Here is a 17,673-nt window from a genome sequence, read left to right on the forward strand (position 1 = left end):
ACATGAGCGATTCCGTGACCTATGGCAGAAGCCGCAGCGCCGGCACTTCCACCACCAGCGGGGCCAGCGCTCCCGAGTATAAGATTGAGTACCGGGGCTATTATCAGGTGAACCAGCGGCATGAGCTGGAGTCCCCGCTCAAGAAAAGCATTGAAGCACTTGAAGCTGCGGCTGCACGTTTTGCAACCGATGCTATCAGTGATGGGAATGTACGGGTTTCTTATCAGAAGAATATTCAGCGGATGTCACAGGCGGTACTTGATGAAGTGGATGCTGGCACTATAACGGCAAAGGAAGGAATGCAATTTGCTAGTAAGATGCGCAATAAAATTATGATGGAGCACCGGGTTATAACTTCAAGGCAAGGTCTTGCTATTGCCGAGGCTCATAAGAAAGTAGGGCTTACGGAAAAAGAGTTGTTAGATATTTATTCAAAGAGATTGTATGGTAAAGACTTCGAAAGATTAACGCGCTCAAAGAAAACTAGTGTTTACTACGCAATAGTCAAGTCAGCAGCGAGTTCAAGTACTAAGTTTGATGTGAAAGCAAAAAAACTTAAAGTGATGGGGAGGGTGGGCTGGGTTGTAACTGCCACACTAGCAACGTATTCGGTGGCCGCAGCGGAGAATAAGAAAAAGGAAGCCATTAGACAAGGAGTTATTATTAGCGGTGGTATGCTGGGAGGAACTGCTGCTGGACTTGCAGTTTCAACTCTTTGTGGTCCAGGTGCTCCATTTTGTGCGATTGCTGTGATTCTAGCGGGGAGTGTTGCTGGCGGGGTATTATCTGAGGTGGTAGTTGATAGTCTAGATGATGAGCTGGAGGAGTTTGCAAATTGGCAGTTGCAATAAAATATTTCAGTATAGAAGAACGTAATGGCCACCTCTCCAAGTCTGGAGAGGTGGAGTATGTGCTTTTGTGTGAAGGAGAAGATACCGGTATCAAGTCTATTTACTATAATGCTGTTTTTGCCCAATATCAGTTGGAGGAGGGGCGCTATTTTGTTGTGCTGGAAAATGACTCTTGGGAAGATACTAATTATCAGTTCTATCTCTTGAGTTTTGATTTCTCGATTCTAGACTGTGTGCGACAATTTGCTTCTGATGATTGTGAAGAGAGATTTATCGTTGACCATAGGCTTGATGGAGATGAGTTTACTTTCAAAAGAGCCGGTAATGCGAAAAAATATGTCTTGAAAATTGATCATGTAGGAAGGTTTTTTTATTCGACAAGAGACCTGAAGAGTAGGTCGTTTTTTGATTTTCTTCGCCTGAAAAAATATTTTTCACTAACTGAAGTGTAGTGCTGCTATTTAAGGTTTCGATTGTTGTGGTAGGGTGAGGTGTAAAGGAGGGCAAGGTGGTGTCTGAAATAATAAACTTCAGCTTGCTAAAAGATGAGAGGTCATCAAATGATGGGGGTGCTTATTACTTTCTACTGTTTGATGGCAATAGGACAGGAGTAAGAACATATTGTGAAACTATCTTTATTCAGCATAGCTTAGGTGAAAGTGGGCGATTCTTTGTTGTTTTGGAAAATGAGTGTTTTGATGCTGTAAATTATATTGTTTATTTGCTTGATGCCAATCTTCATGTCTTGGATTGCTTGTGTCTGGATTGGTCTGAATTGGATAGGGGGTTTATACAGAGCTATCAACTGAATGATGGTGTGTTTTGCTTTGAGAGATCTCTGAATAATAAAAAATATGCGCTGAAGATTAGCGATGATGGTGAATTTCGTTATTCAGGAAGGGATTTCAAATATAGGGCTTTGCTTGATTTCATCAGGCCACGGAAATTCTTAACCCTGTCAGTGCAGGCATGATGCCTTCTGTTCTTGTAATCTTGATAAAAATGGCGATTGATTGTCTAGATGAAAGGCTAGGGGAGTTTGCAAATTGGCAGTTGCAATAAGCGCTTTCAGCATAGCTAAACGTGATGTCTACCTTTCTGAATCAAGAGATGTTGAGTATACACTTTTGTATGAAGGAGCGGGCACTGGTATCAAATCTATCTACTATCACGATATTGTCGTTCAATATAAATTAATGGATGGGTGTTTTTTTGTCGTGCTGAAGAATGAACATTTTGAGATTGTCAACTACGCTTTTTATCTTTTGGATAAAGGTCTTTCGACTTTGGATTGTGTGAAGCAATTTCAGTCTTATGGGTGTGATGGATTTATGACTGATAAGCATTTTTCGGAGGGAGAGTTTGTTTTCAAAAGATCAGATAACTCCAAGAAGTACTCTTTAAAGATAGATGGTAAAGGAAAGGTTTTTTATTCGTTGAGTGATTTTAAGGGGAGGTCATTTTTTGATTTTTTAGATTGAGAAAATATTTGCTTTTAACAGAGGTGTAGGGGCTTGTTTTTGAAAAGTGGTTGTCAAATGTAAGTGGGGCAAGTGTGGGGAGATTTTATTAGATGGTACATTCAATAAATTTGTTTCACTTGCAGAAAGTGAAGCCCTTAAGGGAGGTGGACGAATGCTTTGACTTGATGTTTGATGGTCATGCTACAAGAGTTAGGGTGGATTATGAAACTGTTTTTGCTCAATATAAGATAGATCATTTATTTCTTGTTGTTCTTGAGAATGATTTTTGGGAGGGGACAAATTATCTGTTCTATCTGCTTGATGAGGATTTTCACGTTGTCGATCGGATTAATTTGAGCGCAACGCCTGAGGATAATGGGTTTATTCAAGAGCATCATCTTCAAGGGAATGGCTTGATTTTTTATAAGTATAAAAGCGGGAAAAGATATGAGTTGTCAGTTCAGAAGGAGGGGCGGGTAAGTTATTCGTTGAATGAGCTAAAACACAGGTCGTGCTTTGGTTTTATGAGACCTAAAAAGTATCTTACACTACGAGATTGGGGAGCTGCTAGTAGAAAATGCTAGGTTTGATTGTTGGTGAAGCCGGGAGCTTCTGTTGAAGTGTAAAATGCCGAGTTCTGCAGGCTAGAGCGGCGATAAAATGGCTTGTTTCTGCTGACCTTACAATGATATGCGCATGAATCATTTTGCGGTTTTACTGTTTCTGCCAACATGGGCCCTAGCTGCTGAGCTGTTTGATGGGTATGAGACCTATTACCGCAGCCTGCCAAATCGCTTATTCCAGTCTTCGGGTATCGAGCTAGAACCTTTCAGCCTGGAGGGGGAACAAGACATCCGATATGTTTGGCAGGGCATGGCAGCGGGTGGCCGTCATAAGGTAGAGCTGAAAGAGGGTAAGATCATCCTGGATGGCAGGACATGGTTGGCCAAGTCGATCAAGGCTTTCCCTGGCGAGGTGGTTAATGCAGGGGATTTGGGGAGAGGGGCTGTGGCGTATTTCGCCGCCGGCTGGGCATGCGTGGAAAATACGCCTGCATCGGCCTCGGGTACGGCGGTGAGACATAAGTCGGTCTACCTGTTGCGCTTGGGCAGATCCAAGCCTCAAGGATGGAAGCTACCCAGCCTGTTTGCATCCTGTCAGGGCCTTAGGTTTTTGAACGGCCAAGTACGGTTCGACAAGCTTGAGTATCGCTATCAGGGTGGCAAGGATGAGCCGGCTGGGGTGGTACTCAATGAGTACGCGATTAAGTCCGGCCGATTTGTGCCCTTGGCGGGCAAGCATTTCGCTTCCTTTGTGGAGGAGGGGAATGTGTATAGGTTTTTGCTTGATTGATTACTGTGGAAGAGCCTGCACCAATCAGTTCCGTGCCCCGTTTTCTATCACACCGATGCGCGCCGGCCCTAGCATAAGGCGTGCTCATCGCTCCAGCAGCATCCTCCCCGTTTCTAGTCTTCGCAAGCGCTCGCCATAAGTTAAGGAGTGGCTTGCGGGCTTTGGCGGAAGCGAGGTGCGGATGGAAGACGGTGGCTGTACCGCAATCGCCCGGGAGGGCGATATCACTTCCACTGTGCTTGGGTTTCGGTTCTACCGTCCCCATGACCGCATTCTCTCCAAAGATGGTTTCTCAGAAAATTTCGCCTAACTTAGACGTTCTCTATTCATAATAAAATAATCAATAGAATTTGTCTTGACATTGTCATGTCTAGTGCTAGGATTTTTGTATGGCGGAATTTACTTAATTTCGTGGCTGAAGATTTGCAGAATATTTCAGTCATGCAAATACAAATTTTGCTAGAAAACCAGTCTTTCATTGACGTGTTTTTATTTGTACAGCAAGTCCCGTAAAGCTGACACGGCTTTTCTCGTCTTTTCGCTGCACCGCCCTTTATCAAAATGAATGATCATGCGAGGTGTGTATGCCTGAAAACAATGTGGTTCAAACGCCGGCTCCGCCCTATCCGGAATATTCGGATAAAGTACTGGATCAGCCGGCTGATTATGGTGTGCTGAAGCAGCTGGAAGGCACATGGGTTAACTACAATCCGGATAAGACGAATCTGGGATGGGGCTTGCATACCACCTGTATGCCGTCTCCAGGGACAAATTCTGAAACCATTTTCGGCATATTCCACTTCCTCTGTGAAAACTATACCGAAGAACTTACCTTCTCCTTGGTGGATGGCGGGGTGCGGAATCGGGGCGGCACCAACGAGCAGTTTGCGGGCGCGGTGAAATACAATCAAAGCATACAGCGCGTCAGTGACGGCGTGGGCATTCACGAAGAAGATGGCATGTATTTGTGGATGAACCCGATGTACAACCATGCGGCTACTGAGGAATCCGTTATTTCTGATAACGGCTTCCCTGGGATTGCCATTGGCGCGGGCGCCAACGGGCCAAATTATGTGCCGCCTTATTCCATCGCGCGTAGCGGGACCATACCCCATGGCAGTGCGATGATGATCACCGGCGGATTTCAGGCGGATATTCCTGGCAAACCGGAATATCCCACCGGCACCGACTGTTGGACTCAGCCCTTTAGCAACTCGTGGCCAACGACTCCGCCGCCGCAAGACAATAATACGGTGCCGGCTGCCGTTGCTGCCAACCCCGTGCCCCTGGCTGGGTCTCCGCTCGCCATTTCACCCAGCATGGGCGCAGCCGCACTGCTGTCGGTTCAGGAGGGCACACCGGCCGCGCCGCTTAATCTGGATGAACCCGCGCCGGCTTGGGCGTTTGACAAGTCATTGCCGGCCACCCAGCCGGACAGCAATCTGACTTATTTCCAACGGATTGTCGCTGACCCAAACTACCCGTATTCCGTGCGCCCGGATTTGCGGTTGCGTGATGTGATCAAAGACCAGCGCATCAAAAAATACACGTTGATTCAGCTAAGCAGCAAACACAATGGCGGGCCGCAAGGCGGGATTTTAAATACCCCCTTTGTGAGCACCTTTGCCAATGTTACCGAGATGAATCTGAACTTATGGATACAGACGGTGATCGACAGCAACGGCTGTGAGGTGTTGCAGCTTCAATATGAACAAGTGCTATTTTTTGAGTTCATGTTCGGCTCCAACGGGCAAGTGACGCGCTGGCCGCATATCCAAGTTAATACTTTGAGAAAGAAGCCGACGGGTAGGTCGCATTTAAACTACTAGGACTCTTTTGACGAAAACACCGCTTCGCAATAGTGAAGCGGTGTTTCTTATTACGCTGCGCGATTAGCCGACTAAGAGTGGCTAACAAAACTCAGTTTTGCGGCTGAGGCAAGGCGGGCCGACGCAGACAGTACATTGAGTACGGCAAGTCGGCGCAACGCAGCATCAGGGATTTTATCAGCCGCTCTAACTGCCTATGCGCTCCGCCAAACGCAACTGGCAGGCGGTGGCTAGCTTCACCAGTTCCGCCTTGCTGACCGGCATCTTGCCGGGCGGGGCGATCAGCTCCGCCATGCCGCTAAGCGTGGAGACGCTGCTATCCAGGCCGATCAGCCTGCCTTGCGGCCAGCGCTGCTGGTTGTTGGGCGCGTAATCCAGCGTCAGCACCCAGCGTGAATGCAGCCACGGGCCGGGTTCGCGCAGCACGGTGTCCAACACCGCGCGGCTGACCTGTTGCGCCGCCTCCGCGGCGAGGGCGAGCGCCAGGTGCAGGGTTTCCGTTGTGCCAGCCGCGCCGGCCTCATGCAGCAAGGCCGGGCGGGTTTCCTCCAGCCACCAGCGCCGCAGCCGCCGCGCACCGGGCTTCTTGATACGGCGGAGCACCTCGTCCAGCTCGCTTTCGGACAGGCACAGCACCGGCTCCGCCTCATCCGCCAGGCAGAAGGATCGTCCCAGCGGCTCGCCCAAGGCTATCTGCAAATCCTTCACCTCCAGCTTCATGGACACAGCCACCTCCGCCGCGACAAACCAGAACCCCTCCGGCCGCCGCAGCACCCGCATCGCCAAATCCTTGGCGAAATCCAGCCGCAGCGGCGTATTCACGTCCAGACCGATAGCGGTATTCATGGCCGAGCCTCCCCAGTGAAACGAGTGAACCGCGCCGCCAAAAACGCAAGACGATACGCGGCACACAGGCGCAAGCGGGCATGTGATAGGCGGCGGGGAGAGTAAATAAGAGGAGGGGAAACGATAAGACGAGCATCCATGGCGATGTCTCCAAACGGCTTTGCCCGACCAAGCATTGCGAGCGCAAGGGCGCGTTGAGATGCAATGCGTGGGCGTGTTGAACAACCACGGCTTTCGGGCGTGGGCTACCGCTAACGGAGGTGTGTTGAGCACCATTGATCAATCTAGCAGCGATGCTGCTTGGTAGCAATTCATTCAGGTAGAATGGACAGTAACTTGGCTTTGGAGATGGCTATGTCAGTTTTATTTGCCGAATGTTTGCAAGCTTTGGGTGGTGATGCGAAGGTTATAAGTGCTAGCGATGCGGAAGTTGTTTTTTCTGATATTGAAAAGAAATTTCTATTTTCCGTGTCTGGTGGTCTTCAAATCGGAGATGGGTGCCTGTCGAAGAGAGGGGAGGCCAGGAAGCTGTTGGATGAATTCAATAAGGAAAGTGGGGGGCTTTATATTTTTTGGGATGATGCTGCTGTTCCCGTTTTGGAAATTCCAGCTTCGTTTATTTCAAAAATTATAAGCTGTATTGATGATGTTCTTGCCGTTGGATTCAAAACTTACATCTATCAATCTGAGACAGCGGCGATTATGGAAGTATCGTCATTTGGAACTGGACTTTTGGTTAGCCATGACTCTGCACGAGGAGTGTGGAAGTGTTGTTAGGGCATGAGAGCGAGAAAGATGGAGTTCCGCAGCGCTATAGGGATGGCCTAGGGTTACGGGGGATTGACTGCGTAATCCTCTTGCCTGTTTCCCAGGTGGAACAGGTATGAAAAATGTTATCCGTGAAGCGGGTTATAAAAATATACTCCTACGATTCCAATTGGTTAATTCTATTGCGTGGTAAACGTAGGGCTTCACAAGTTCAGCACACCTACCGGTTGAATTTGCAGTAGTGCAATATTAATTCAGCATTCTTTCGATTGTGTTTGTTATTTCGAAGAATTCATCTGCATTTTGATTGCATATAAATATAAATATTGAATTTTCCAAATACCGCTGATCAATAAGAAGTTGGTTTGCTAGAGTGGCGATCTCGCCATGCTTTTTGGATAGTGAGGCATTTGATAGTGCTGACTCAACCTGGTCAGTCTCTGATTTAGTAATGTCTGCAATGTGTCTTATTCCTTCTCGGGTTGATATTTTTTCTAATGCCCACTTTTCGGGCCATGTATCTGACGGAAGGAAGTGAAGTCTAGATTCAATCCATTGTTTATCTTCTTCTTCTTTTTCATTTTGAGATCTCTCCATTCTTGATTTGAAGTTACTGTAATGGATTTTTTTCTTACTTTTTTGATCTCCATCTAATATGAAAATGGACTCCTGATGAGGGTTTTTCCTTTCAGCAGCAGCTTGATTCATGACAGCAGCTGCAGAGCCAATGGGAATTATTTTTATCCTGCTTCTAATGGTCGTTCTTAACAAGCTTGATATTATTGTGGCTGCCAAAACATCTTCGACATATATTGCAAGCTCATTGCTGCATTCCTCACCTAGTAGCCCCTTTGCATACTGGTGTGATATTCCTTGATGTATTTTTGTTCTGCTGCCAGGCTCGATAAAATACCTTGCGTCTGGAGGGAGGTGTTTTAATATGTGGGATGAGTGGGTGGTGAAAATAAATTGCATTTTCTTTTCAAGAGCTACTTCCTTTAGTTTTAGAATTAAATTTTTCTGTGCACTCTCATGAAGGCCTAGCTCAATTTCGTCAATTAATACTAGAGTTCCTGTGGGGCTTTCATGGATGTGCCAAAATAGGTCAAATAGCGCATTTTCACCAGTTCCCATGTTGAATCCAGAGTATTGTACATCACCCTTTTTTACAAAGGGTAATCTGTATCCAACATGAAATCCATATTCAAAATCTGTATATTTCAGGCCCAAGACAAAAGCGACATCTTGATAAACCCTCTCTTCGATTCCCTTTTTTTCTGCTGTCTTGAATCTTGATTTATATGATTTTGATGTACTCTTCTCTGAGTGTGGGGTGACTCGACTTATGCCAAAATAAAGAACGGGTCTTCGCACTCTTGAGTCATAGTTATTCCACTTTCCACCGTGGTTTTTAAATCGGGTTTGCCATTTTTTTCCAACTTTGTCTTCTGATTTTTCACTTCTCCAATTGTTGTGCATGAATAAATAGTCAATGTAAACACCCTCTATGGGGAATTCATCTTTTGATACTATGAAAAAGTCAAAAAATGTATAGTAGCTTTGCTTTCTTCCTGGTAGGCAGTACCCTCCTGCCGTATTGTGATATCCACATGCGGCTATTGCCAAAATTGTTGATTTCCCGCTGCCATTCTTTCCTGAAATTGCAGCTAGTGGATAATTAAATTCAATGGAAAATGATCTTAACCCCCTTACAGATCCGATGCGAAGATTTATTTTCCTAAGAGTGGTTCTTGAATAGTCGTTTTCAAACCATTTTCTATTGGAAATGTCAACTTGCGATTGATTGTAGCGCATAGATTGTATTGGTATGGTTAATAAAAAAGGACTGCTTGAGCAGTCCTTTTATTCTAAATCAATCCCAGCTCAGCGCCCCGCCAGTTTGATATTCCGTAACCCGTGTCTCAAAGAAGTTCTTCTCTTTCTTCAAGTCAATCATCTCGCTCATCCACGGGAAGGGGTTGTTCACGCCGGGATAGAGCTGGTCCAGGCCAATCTGCTGCATGCGGCGGTTGGCGATGAAGCGCAGGTATTCCTTGAACATGCTGGCGTTCAGGCCCAGCACGCCGCGCGGCATGGTGTCTTCGGCGTAAGCGTATTCCAGTTCCACCGCGTGTTTGAACAGTTCGGTGATCTCGGCCTTGAAGCTCTCGGTCCAGATTTCCGGCTGTTCCAGCTTGATGGTGTTGATCAGGTCGATGCCAAAGTTGCAGTGCATGGACTCGTCGCGCAGGATGTATTGGTACTGTTCCGCGGCGCCGGTCATCTTGTTCTGGCGGCCCAGCGCCAGGATTTGCACAAAGCCCACGTAGAAGAACAGGCCTTCCATGATGCAGGCAAACACGATCAGGGATTTGAGCAGCTTCTGGTCGTTTTCCAGCGTGCCAGTCTTGAAGGCCGGGTCGCACAGTACGTCGATGAAGGGGATCAGGAATTCATCTTTGTCGCGGATGGATTTGATTTCGTTGTAGGCGTTGAAGACTTCGCCTTCGTCCAGGCCCAGGCTTTCCACGATGTATTGGTAGGCGTGGGTGTGGATGGCTTCGTCAAAGGCCTGGCGCAGCAGGAACTGGCGGCATTCCGGGCTGGTGATCTGGCGGTAGGTGCCCAGCACGATGTTGTTGGCGGCCAGGGAGTCCGCGGTCACGAAGAAGCCGAGGTTGCGCTTGACGATGCGCATTTCGTCTTCGGTCAGCTGGCCGGTTTTCCACTGTTCGATGTCGCGCTGCATGTTCACTTCTTGCGGCATCCAGTGGTTGGCGCATTGGGCCAGGTATTTTTCCCATGCCCATTTGTGTTTGAAGGGCACGAGCTGGTTGACGTCGGTGGTGCCGTTGATCACTTTTTTGTCCACCACGTTGACGCGGCCGGCGGCGTTGGCGCCCGCGGAGGGGGCGGCCGGTTTGGTTTCGATGGTGTCGTCAAAGTTCAGCATTAAGGGCTCCTGTCTGGATTTACTCCGCGTCCGGCGCGGTGATTTGGGGCGGCAGCGGCTGCTTGTCGCCAGCCAGGCTGGGGCTGAGCGGCAGGCTGCTTTTGCGCAGTATTTGTATCTGGCGCGGCGCGGCGGCGATTGCCGGCACCGGGTCCAGGTCCACGTGCAGGCTGCCCAGTTTGCGGTAGCCTGCGTCTTTGCCATTTTCGCCATGGCGGGCGATACAGAATGCGGTGGCGCTCATGAGCGGCGTCCTTTCAGAAGCGCAGCTGTTGGCTGAGGCGGTGGATCAGCTGGCGTTCGCTGCTTTCCTCCTGCTCCACCTGGCTGCCGCGCGGCTGCCGCAGCTTCAGCAGCTGGCGGTATTGCCGGTTGGCTTGTTCTATGTCTTGCTTGAGCAGCTCTATTTGCTGCTGCAGTTCTTCCGGCTGGCAGTACACCACCAGCGCGTCCGCTTCCACCCAGGCTTTGCGCCATACTTTCTGGCGCGGCAGGCGGCGGGCTTCGTTGAACAGGTCCTTCCATTCGCAGGGCGGGGCCTGGTTCAGCGTCAGGTACATATTGAACAGCACAAACTGCTTGTCGGGGTTGTGGGTTCTTTGTTCGCAAAACCCGTTGATCCGGATGTTTTCAAACGTTTGCATCTGACCTCCTGCTGAAGCCTGGCTTGTGGCGGCGGGGCCGTGGGCCTCGTCTTCCTGGAACCCGCTCAACACCCGCCGCGCTTGCTTGCTTGGCCTTGAGCTGTTTCCGTCGCCCGCATCGCGGGCCGGCGGCGTTTCCATCCCGAAGCCGCCTGAGGGCAAGCGGCTTGAGGCTGGGCGCTACTTACTGCTGCGGCGCGTCCTGGTACTGGACCAGGCCGTAAATCTTCCACTGGCCGTCCACCCGTTTCAGGTGGTAGCCGGTGCAGTATTCCCAGGCCGGCTGGTCCTGGCGCTGCACAATCCAGCGCACGCGGGCGCTGGCGGCGTCTTCGCCAAAATTCAGCACGCTGTCCAGCTGGTGGCTGGCGCTGAGAAAGCCCTGGCTGCGGTACCACGCCAGCAAGGCGGTGGTGGTGTCGCGCAGCGATGCCATGTCTTCCCAGCTGCTCAGGTCTCCCTGGTGGATGGCGGTGAAGGGCACGGTGAAGTGCGCGGTCACTTGGGGCACATCCAGCTGGCTGTAGCCAACGGCGTAGCTGTTGAAAAATTCCTCTATGTTCATCCGGTTTCCCCTGGTTTTGTGTGTGTGCAGCTTCCCTTGCCCTTACGGTCTGGCGCGGGTTGTTGCTGCGTTCCCCATTGGCCAGCCGTCTGGACGGGCAGGCGGCTGGCCAATGGGTGGGGCGGCCGGATTACGGGGCCATGTCACAGCCGGCTGCGGGCAGGGGGCTGTGAGATGGAGCCTGGCCGGGGCCAGGCTAGACCAGCCCCGAGGGGCCGGCCGTTCAAGCCAGGATGGCTGCTTCCGCCTTATTGGCAGCTCTCGCAATCCGGGTTGTCGATGCTGCAGAACTTGGCGTCGGTGGCCGGGGTGTTGTCTACCATGGCTTCCGGAGCCGCGGCCGCTTGGCTGTGGCTGTTGGACACCGCGTTCAGTTCGCCGCCGCGGCCGGTGGATTTCTCGGCGCTGGTGGCGGCCAGGGTGCGCAGGTAGTAGGTGGTTTTCAGGCCGCGCAACCAGGCGTGCTTGTACAGCTCGTCCAGTTTCTTGCCGGAAGCGCCCGCCATGTACAGGTTCAGGGACTGAGCCTGGTCGATCCACTTCTGGCGACGGGAGGCCGCTTCCACCAGCCAGCGCGGGTCCAGTTCAAAGGCGGTGGCGTAGATGGCTTTTAGTTCGGCCGGCACGCGGTCGATCTGGCCCAGGCTGCCGTCAAAGTATTTGAGGTCGGCCACCATCACTTCGTCCCACAGGCCGGCGGCTTTCAGATCGCGCACCAGGTATTCGTTGGTGACGGTGAATTCGCCGGACAGGTTGGATTTGACGAACAGGTTCTGGTAGGTCGGCTCAATGCTCGCCGATACGCCGATGATGTTGGCGATGGTGGCGGTGGGCGCGATGGCCAGGCAGTTGCTGTTGCGCATGCCGTGGGTTTTCACGCGTTCACGCAGCGCGTTCCAGTCCATGCGTTCGCTGCGGTCCACTTCCAGGAAGCCGCCGCGTTCGGCCGCCAGCAGGTTGATGCTGTCGTGCGGCAGGATGCCGCGGTCCCACAGGCTGCCCTTGTAGGACGGGTAGCGGCCGCGTTCTTCCGCCAGTTCGGTGGACGCCCAGTAAGCGTAGTAGGCCACCATTTCCATGGATTCGTCGGCAAACTCCACCGCGGCGTCGGAGCCGTAGGCCACGCGCTTCTGGTGCAGGCAGTCCTGGAAGCCCATGATGCCCATGCCCACCGGACGGTGTTTCAGGTTGGAGTTGCGCGCCTTCTTCACCGGGTAGAAGTTGATGTCGATCACGTTGTCCAGCATGCGCAGGGCGATGCGGATGGTGCGCTGCAGTTTTTCGGAGTCCAGGCTGCCGTCCGCCTTCAGGTGGGCGGACAGGTTGACGGAACCCAGGTTGCAGACCGCGATTTCGTCCTCATTGGTGTTGAGGGTGATCTCGGTGCAAAGGTTGGAGCTGTGCACCACGCCCATGTGCTGCTGCGGGCTGCGGATGTTGCATGGGTCCTTGAAGGTCATCCACGGGTGGCCGGTTTCAAACAGCATGGTCAGCATTTTGCGCCACAGGGACAGCGCCGGGATGCGCTTGTACACCTTGAGCTCGCCGCGCTCGCCCATGGCTTCGTATTCTTTGTAGCGCTTCTCGAAGGCCGCGCCGTACAGGTCGTGCAGGTCCGGGGCTTCGGACGGGGACAGCAGGGCCCAGTCCGCGCCTTCCATCACGCGCTTCATGAACAGGTCCGGAATCCAGTTGGCGGTGTTCATGTCGTGGGTGCGGCGGCGGTCGTCGCCGGTGTTCTTGCGCAGCTCCAGGAATTCTTCAATGTCCGCGTGCCAGGTTTCCAGGTAGGCGCAGACGGCGCCTTTGCGCTTGCCGCCCTGGTTCACCGCCACGGCGGTGTCGTTGACCACTTTCAGGAAGGGCACCACGCCTTGGGATTTGCCGTTGGTGCCCTTGATGTGGGAGCCCATGGCGCGCACGGAGGTCCAGTCATTGCCCAGGCCGCCGGCAAACTTGGATAGCAGGGCGTTTTCCTTGATGCCTTCGTAGATGCCGTCCAGGTCGTCGGCAATGGTGGTCAGGTAGCAGCTGGACAGCTGGCTGCGGCGGGTGCCGGAGTTGAACAGGGTGGGGGTGGACGACATGAAGTCGAAGCTGGAGAGCACGTTGTAGAACTCGATGGCGCGCTCTTCGCGGTTCACTTCGTTCAACGCCAGGCCCATGGCCACGCGCATGTAGAAGGCTTGCGGCATTTCGATGCGGTTGCCGTCCACGTGCAGGAAGTAGCGGTCAAACAGGGTTTGCAGGCCCAGGTAGCCAAATTTCAGGTCGCGGTTGGCGTCCAGCGCGGCGCCCATTTTTTTCAGGTCGTATTCGCCCAGTTTTTCATCCAGCAGTTCGGCGTCGATGCCGTTCTTGATGAAGGTGGGGAAGTACAGCGCGTACTGCTTGGCCATTTCTTCCTGGCTGACGGCTTCGCCCAGGATTTCCAGGCGGATGTTGTTCAGCAGCAGGCGGGCGGTTACGTAATCGTAGGCCGGGTCCTGCTCGATCATGGAGCGGGCGGCCAGGATGGCGGATTTGTTGACTTCGTCTTCGCTGACGCCGTCGTAGATGTTCTTCAGGGTTTCGCTCAGGATGGCGTCGATATCGATGCCGGCCAGGTTCTGGCTGGCGGATTCGATGGTGGCGCGCAGGCGGGCGATGTCCAGCGGCAGCTTGCGGCCGTCTTTGCGCACCACGTTGATCTGCACCTGGGTCAGCGCTTCGCCGCGGGCGGCGCGCTCTTGGGCGCGCTGTTCGCGGTACAGCACGTAGGCGCGGGCTACATCATGCTCGCCAAAGCGCATCAGAGACAGTTCCACTTGGTCCTGGATGTCTTCAATGTGGATGGCGCCGCCTTCCGGCTTGCGGCGCATCAGGGCGCTGGCCACTTGCTCGCTCAGCTGGGCGACTTTTTCGCGCAGGCTGGCGGAGGTGGCGCCTTGATGGCCCATGACGGCCAGGAAGGCTTTGGTCATGGCGATGGAGATCTTGACGGGCTCGAACGGCACCACCGCACCGTTGCGACGGATGGTTTTGTACTGGCTGAAATCGGCCTTGGGCGCGGCTGCGCGGCCGAGTTCTGCGGCGGTCTGCCCTTCAAAGGTGGTCAATTGCATGTAGCCCTCGATAAGGTGGGTGGTTGCGTCCTTCCGTTGCTGCGTTTCCCGAGGGGCAGGCCGGCTGTGGACAAATCTGTTGAAAAGCTGTGCGCGAGCTGTGGGTAAACACAATATGTATTGTTTGTAGCTCGCGGAACACCCAAATTCTAGTGTTGAGTATGGGGCAGTACAAGTCTTGACAGCGGAAGATTTAATGGCTGTTTTGGCGCGGACGAGGGGCGAAAGCCCGTGGTTGTTGGCTTTGCGGGGCCTGAGATTTTTTTTTGGCCGGCCGACACATTTCATTCTGTAGGCAGGAAACCTTGCTGAAACAAGCCGCAGCGGGGAGGGCGGCGCGGGCCACTAGATGTTGTGGATTTGCATCAGGGCGCGGATGGCGTCGCGCGGGCGGAAATTGGTGCGTAATTGGTGTGTTGGGTTTTTGGCCTGTCCGACCGCGCGGTCAATAAAAAGCCCCGCGCGCGGCGGGGCTGTGGGGCGGGCGTCTTAGAACCTGTTTACGATCTGCTGCGCGTCGGCGATACGGCGTTGAAACCGGATTCGAAATGCTCATGTACCGTATGTACACTCCGCTTTCTCAGCCGTTTTCGCCTTGTCTCGCTCTAGCTCGCGAGATCGTAAACACGCTCTTAGATCGTAAACAGGTTCTTACTCCAGCCAGATCAGGCTGGCCATGCGGCCGGTCTGGCCGTCGCGGCGGTAGGAGTAGAAGCGCGCGCGGTCTATCACCGTGCATTCTTCGCCGCCGTAAATCTGCTCCACGCCGGCGGCGTTCAGGCGCTGACGCGCCAGCGCGTAGATGTCGGCCAGGAATTTGCCGTCGCCGATATCGCTGAAGGCGGCCGCGGCGGCGGGGTCCCGCTCCATGAAGGCGGCGCGCACTTCCGCGCCCACTTCAAAGGCGTCCGGGCCGATGGCGGGGCCCAGCCAGGCCATCAGCCGCGCCGGGCGTTCCTGGCAGGCGGCCACGGCGGCTTCTATCACGCCTTCGCACAAGCCGCGCCAGCCGGCGTGGGCGGCGGCCACCACCGTGCCTTCGCTATTGCACAGCAGGAGCGGCAGGCAGTCCGCGGTCATCACCGCGCACACCGCGCCGCTTTGGCGGCTGAAGCTGGCGTCGGCGTCCGGCGGCTGGGCACCCACCTCGGCCGCGTTCAGCACCGTCACGCCGTGCACCTGGTTCAGCCAGGCCGGCTCCGCCGGCAGTTGCTGGCGCAGCAGCGCGCGGTTGGCGGCCACGGCGGCCGGGTCGTCGCCCACGTGCTGGCCCAGGTTCAGGCTGTGGAAGGGCGCAGCGCTGACGCCGCCGTTGCGGGTGGTGATCAGGGTGCGCACATTGGGCGGCGCCGGCCAGTCGGCCTCCAGCCAGTCCGGCGCTTGTTCGGCGGGCCGTTCAACGGACATAGATCACCTCCACGTCGCCGTCGTCTTCATCGTCCTCTTCGTCCCAGTCCTCGTCTTCCGGCTCGTCCTGCAACTGCGGCAGCGGCGCGGCGTCGGCGGTGTCGCCGTCTCCGCGCAACACGTCCAGCAGGTGACGCAGGTCGTCCGGCAGCGGGGCTTTCCAGTTGCGTTCTTCGCCGCTGGCCGGATGCACCAGGGTCAGGGAGTAAGCGTGCAGCGCCTGGCGGCCCAGCGTCTTCACCACGGCGGCCACGCCTTCGTCCATCTTGTGGCGCAGGTTGCCGTAGACCGGATCGCCGGCCAGCGGGTGGTTGGCCTCGCGCATGTGCACGCGGATCTGGTGGGTGCGGCCGGTTTCCAGCTTGCATTCAATGTAGGAGTGACTGGCGAAGCGTTCCAGCACCCGCACATGGGTGATGGCCTGTTTGCCGCCAAACTTCAGCACGGCCATTTTCAGGCGGTTGTGCGGATCGCGGCCCATCTGGGTTTCTATGGTGCCGTCAAACGGCACGTTGCCGTCGGCGATGGCGCGGTAGATGCGCTTGACGGTGCGCGCCTGCAACTGGCGCACCAGCTCGGTCTGGGCCGGCAGCGTCTTGGCCACCACCATCAGGCCGCTCGTGTCCTTGTCCAGCCGGTGCACAATGCCGGCGCGCGGCACCTGGGCCAGCGCCGGGCAATGGTGGAGCAGGCCGTTGAGCAGGGTGCCGCTCCAGTTGCCGGAGGCGGGGTGGACTACCAAACCGGCCGGTTTGTTGATCACCAGGATATGATCGTCTTCAAAGATGATGGGCAGGTCCATGGCTTCCGCCTGGAAGGCCATCTCCTCGTTGCTGCGCATCAGGGTGACGTCCAGCTTTTCGCCGCCCAGCACTTTGGTCTTGGGCGCGGCGGGTTTGCCGTCCAGCAGCACATGGCCGTCCTTGATCCATTGCGTCAGCCGGCTGCGCGAGTATTCCGGCATCAATTTCGCCAGCGCGGCGTCCAGCCGTTCGCCGCACAGCGACAGCGGAACATCAAGTTGTTGTGTAGCGGATACCTCGTTTTCCGAGATGTCGCTATAATCGTCCGGGTCAAAGTAAGGATCAGTCATGAAAAGATACGTTGTCGCTGCAATGTTGGTGATGGGGCTTGCCGGTTGTGCAACCACGGAAACCTACGATGAGACTCGCGGCTGGACCGTGGAAAAGCTGTATTCGGAAGCGCATGATGAGTTGAACAGCGGCAATTATACCCGCGCTGTCAAGCTCTACGAAACGCTGGAAGCGCGTTTCCCTTACGGGCGCTACGCCCAGCAGGCGCAGATGGACCTGGCTTACACCCATTACAAGGATAATGAGCCGGAGCAGGCCATCGCCTCCGCCGACCGTTTCATCAAGCTTCATCCCACCCATCCAAACCTGGACTACATCTATTATCTGAAAGGCTTGGTGTTTTACAACGATGATTCCGGGCTGCTGGCCAAATGGGCCGGTCAGGACATGAGCGAGCGCGATCCGCGCGCCGCGCGCGAGGCTTTCGCCGCCTTCCGCGAGCTGGTGACGCGCTTCCCCAACAGCATTTACAAGGAAGACGCCTCCAAGAAGATGGAGCGGCTGCTGGACGCGCTGGGCGGCAACGAGATGCACGTGGCCCGTTATTACATGAAGCGCGGCGCTTACCTGGCGGCGGCCAACCGCGCCCAGGGCGTGGTGAAGAGTTACGCCAACACCAAGTATCCGGAAGAGGCGTTGGGCATCATGGTGGCGGCTTACGACAAGCTGTCCATGCCGCAGCTGCGCGACGACGCCAAGCGCGTGCTGGCGCTGAACTACCCCAATAGCGAATACCTGAAAGAAGGCTGGTCCATCGAGGACATGCCGTGGTGGAAGCTGTGGAAGTAAGCCGACC

The 17,673-nt window shown here is 54.2% G+C and carries 18 protein-coding genes; 9 read left to right on the forward strand and 9 right to left on the reverse strand.

Annotated elements, in window-relative coordinates:
* Nucleotides 1–2 precede the first annotated feature (2 nt).
* The 7 genes from NK214_RS01195 to NK214_RS01225 all read left to right on the forward strand — a co-directional run bounded on the left by NK214_RS01195 (nucleotide 3) and on the right by NK214_RS01225 (nucleotide 5,496).
* Complete coding sequence (locus NK214_RS01195; protein WP_253313590.1) at nucleotides 3–851, forward strand: hypothetical protein; 849 nt, start codon at nucleotides 3–5, stop codon at nucleotides 849–851.
* Complete coding sequence (locus NK214_RS01200) at nucleotides 836–1,303, forward strand: hypothetical protein (RefSeq protein WP_146176590.1); 468 nt, start codon at nucleotides 836–838, stop codon at nucleotides 1,301–1,303. The genes NK214_RS01195 and NK214_RS01200 overlap by 16 nt, the downstream gene beginning before the upstream one ends.
* A 56-nt stretch (nucleotides 1,304–1,359) precedes the next feature.
* Nucleotides 1,360–1,824 (forward strand): hypothetical protein, encoded by a 465-nt coding sequence (locus tag NK214_RS01205; RefSeq protein ID WP_253313591.1) that lies wholly within the window; start codon nucleotides 1,360–1,362, stop codon nucleotides 1,822–1,824.
* A 73-nt stretch (nucleotides 1,825–1,897) separates the two neighbouring features.
* The gene (locus NK214_RS01210) at nucleotides 1,898–2,332 is read left to right on the forward strand and encodes a hypothetical protein (RefSeq protein WP_253313592.1); all 435 of its coding nucleotides are present in this window, start codon (nucleotides 1,898–1,900) and stop codon (nucleotides 2,330–2,332) included.
* A 197-nt stretch (nucleotides 2,333–2,529) separates the two neighbouring features.
* Nucleotides 2,530–2,898, forward strand: a complete 369-nt coding sequence (locus tag NK214_RS01215) for a hypothetical protein (RefSeq protein WP_253313593.1) — start codon at nucleotides 2,530–2,532, stop codon at nucleotides 2,896–2,898.
* A gap of 112 nt (nucleotides 2,899–3,010) precedes the next feature.
* The gene (locus tag NK214_RS01220; RefSeq protein WP_253313594.1) at nucleotides 3,011–3,667 is read left to right on the forward strand and encodes a hypothetical protein; all 657 of its coding nucleotides are present in this window, start codon (nucleotides 3,011–3,013) and stop codon (nucleotides 3,665–3,667) included.
* 584 nt (nucleotides 3,668–4,251) lie between these two features.
* Nucleotides 4,252–5,496, forward strand: a complete 1,245-nt coding sequence (locus tag NK214_RS01225; protein ID WP_253313595.1) for a peroxidase, FMP-type — start codon at nucleotides 4,252–4,254, stop codon at nucleotides 5,494–5,496.
* A gap of 186 nt (nucleotides 5,497–5,682) precedes the next feature.
* Here NK214_RS01225 and NK214_RS01230 read toward each other — a convergent pair whose 3' ends face one another.
* Nucleotides 5,683–6,342 carry a hypothetical protein gene (locus NK214_RS01230; RefSeq protein ID WP_253313596.1) on the reverse strand — a complete coding sequence of 220 codons (660 nt, stop codon included), beginning with the start codon at nucleotides 6,340–6,342 and terminating at the stop codon, nucleotides 5,683–5,685.
* Between the two features lie 336 nt (nucleotides 6,343–6,678).
* Here NK214_RS01230 and NK214_RS01235 point away from each other — a divergent pair, with 336 nt between their 5' ends.
* The gene (locus NK214_RS01235; RefSeq protein WP_253313597.1) at nucleotides 6,679–7,119 is read left to right on the forward strand and encodes a hypothetical protein; all 441 of its coding nucleotides are present in this window, start codon (nucleotides 6,679–6,681) and stop codon (nucleotides 7,117–7,119) included.
* A gap of 240 nt (nucleotides 7,120–7,359) precedes the next feature.
* Here NK214_RS01235 and NK214_RS01240 read toward each other — a convergent pair whose 3' ends face one another.
* The 8 genes from NK214_RS01240 to rluD form a co-directional block, all read right to left on the reverse strand.
* Nucleotides 7,360–8,925: an ATP-dependent endonuclease gene (locus tag NK214_RS01240; protein ID WP_253313598.1), complete on the reverse strand. Its 1,566-nt coding sequence runs from the start codon at nucleotides 8,923–8,925 to the stop codon at nucleotides 7,360–7,362.
* A 58-nt stretch (nucleotides 8,926–8,983) separates the two neighbouring features.
* A complete protein-coding gene (locus tag NK214_RS01245) occupies nucleotides 8,984–10,063 on the reverse strand; it encodes a ribonucleotide-diphosphate reductase subunit beta (RefSeq protein ID WP_048410338.1) in 1,080 nt (359 codons plus the stop codon).
* A gap of 19 nt (nucleotides 10,064–10,082) precedes the next feature.
* On the reverse strand, nucleotides 10,083–10,307 hold the full coding sequence (locus NK214_RS01250; RefSeq protein WP_227103441.1) for a hypothetical protein: 225 nt from the start codon (nucleotides 10,305–10,307) through the stop codon (nucleotides 10,083–10,085).
* A 13-nt stretch (nucleotides 10,308–10,320) separates the two neighbouring features.
* Nucleotides 10,321–10,707: a hypothetical protein gene (locus tag NK214_RS01255; protein ID WP_019102819.1), complete on the reverse strand. Its 387-nt coding sequence runs from the start codon at nucleotides 10,705–10,707 to the stop codon at nucleotides 10,321–10,323.
* A 184-nt stretch (nucleotides 10,708–10,891) separates the two neighbouring features.
* Complete coding sequence (locus tag NK214_RS01260) at nucleotides 10,892–11,272, reverse strand: hypothetical protein (protein ID WP_107798793.1); 381 nt, start codon at nucleotides 11,270–11,272, stop codon at nucleotides 10,892–10,894.
* Nucleotides 11,273–11,520: 248 nt separating this feature from the next.
* Complete coding sequence (locus tag NK214_RS01265; protein ID WP_107798794.1) at nucleotides 11,521–14,376, reverse strand: ribonucleoside-diphosphate reductase subunit alpha; 2,856 nt, start codon at nucleotides 14,374–14,376, stop codon at nucleotides 11,521–11,523.
* 651 nt (nucleotides 14,377–15,027) lie between these two features.
* A complete protein-coding gene (gene pgeF, locus NK214_RS01270; protein WP_253313599.1) occupies nucleotides 15,028–15,783 on the reverse strand; it encodes a peptidoglycan editing factor PgeF in 756 nt (251 codons plus the stop codon).
* Nucleotides 15,773–16,876 (reverse strand): 23S rRNA pseudouridine(1911/1915/1917) synthase RluD, encoded by a 1,104-nt coding sequence (gene rluD, locus NK214_RS01275; RefSeq protein WP_107798796.1) that lies wholly within the window; start codon nucleotides 16,874–16,876, stop codon nucleotides 15,773–15,775. The genes pgeF and rluD overlap by 11 nt, the downstream gene beginning before the upstream one ends.
* Between rluD and NK214_RS01280 the strand changes: the two genes are divergently transcribed.
* The gene (locus tag NK214_RS01280; RefSeq protein WP_107798797.1) at nucleotides 16,875–17,666 is read left to right on the forward strand and encodes an outer membrane protein assembly factor BamD; all 792 of its coding nucleotides are present in this window, start codon (nucleotides 16,875–16,877) and stop codon (nucleotides 17,664–17,666) included. The genes rluD and NK214_RS01280 overlap by 2 nt on opposite strands.
* Nucleotides 17,667–17,673: the final 7 nt, after the last annotated feature.

Origin of the sequence: Chromobacterium sp. S0633, from assembly GCF_024158805.1 — a bacterium.
Taxonomy (GTDB): Bacteria; Pseudomonadota; Gammaproteobacteria; order Burkholderiales; family Chromobacteriaceae; genus Chromobacterium.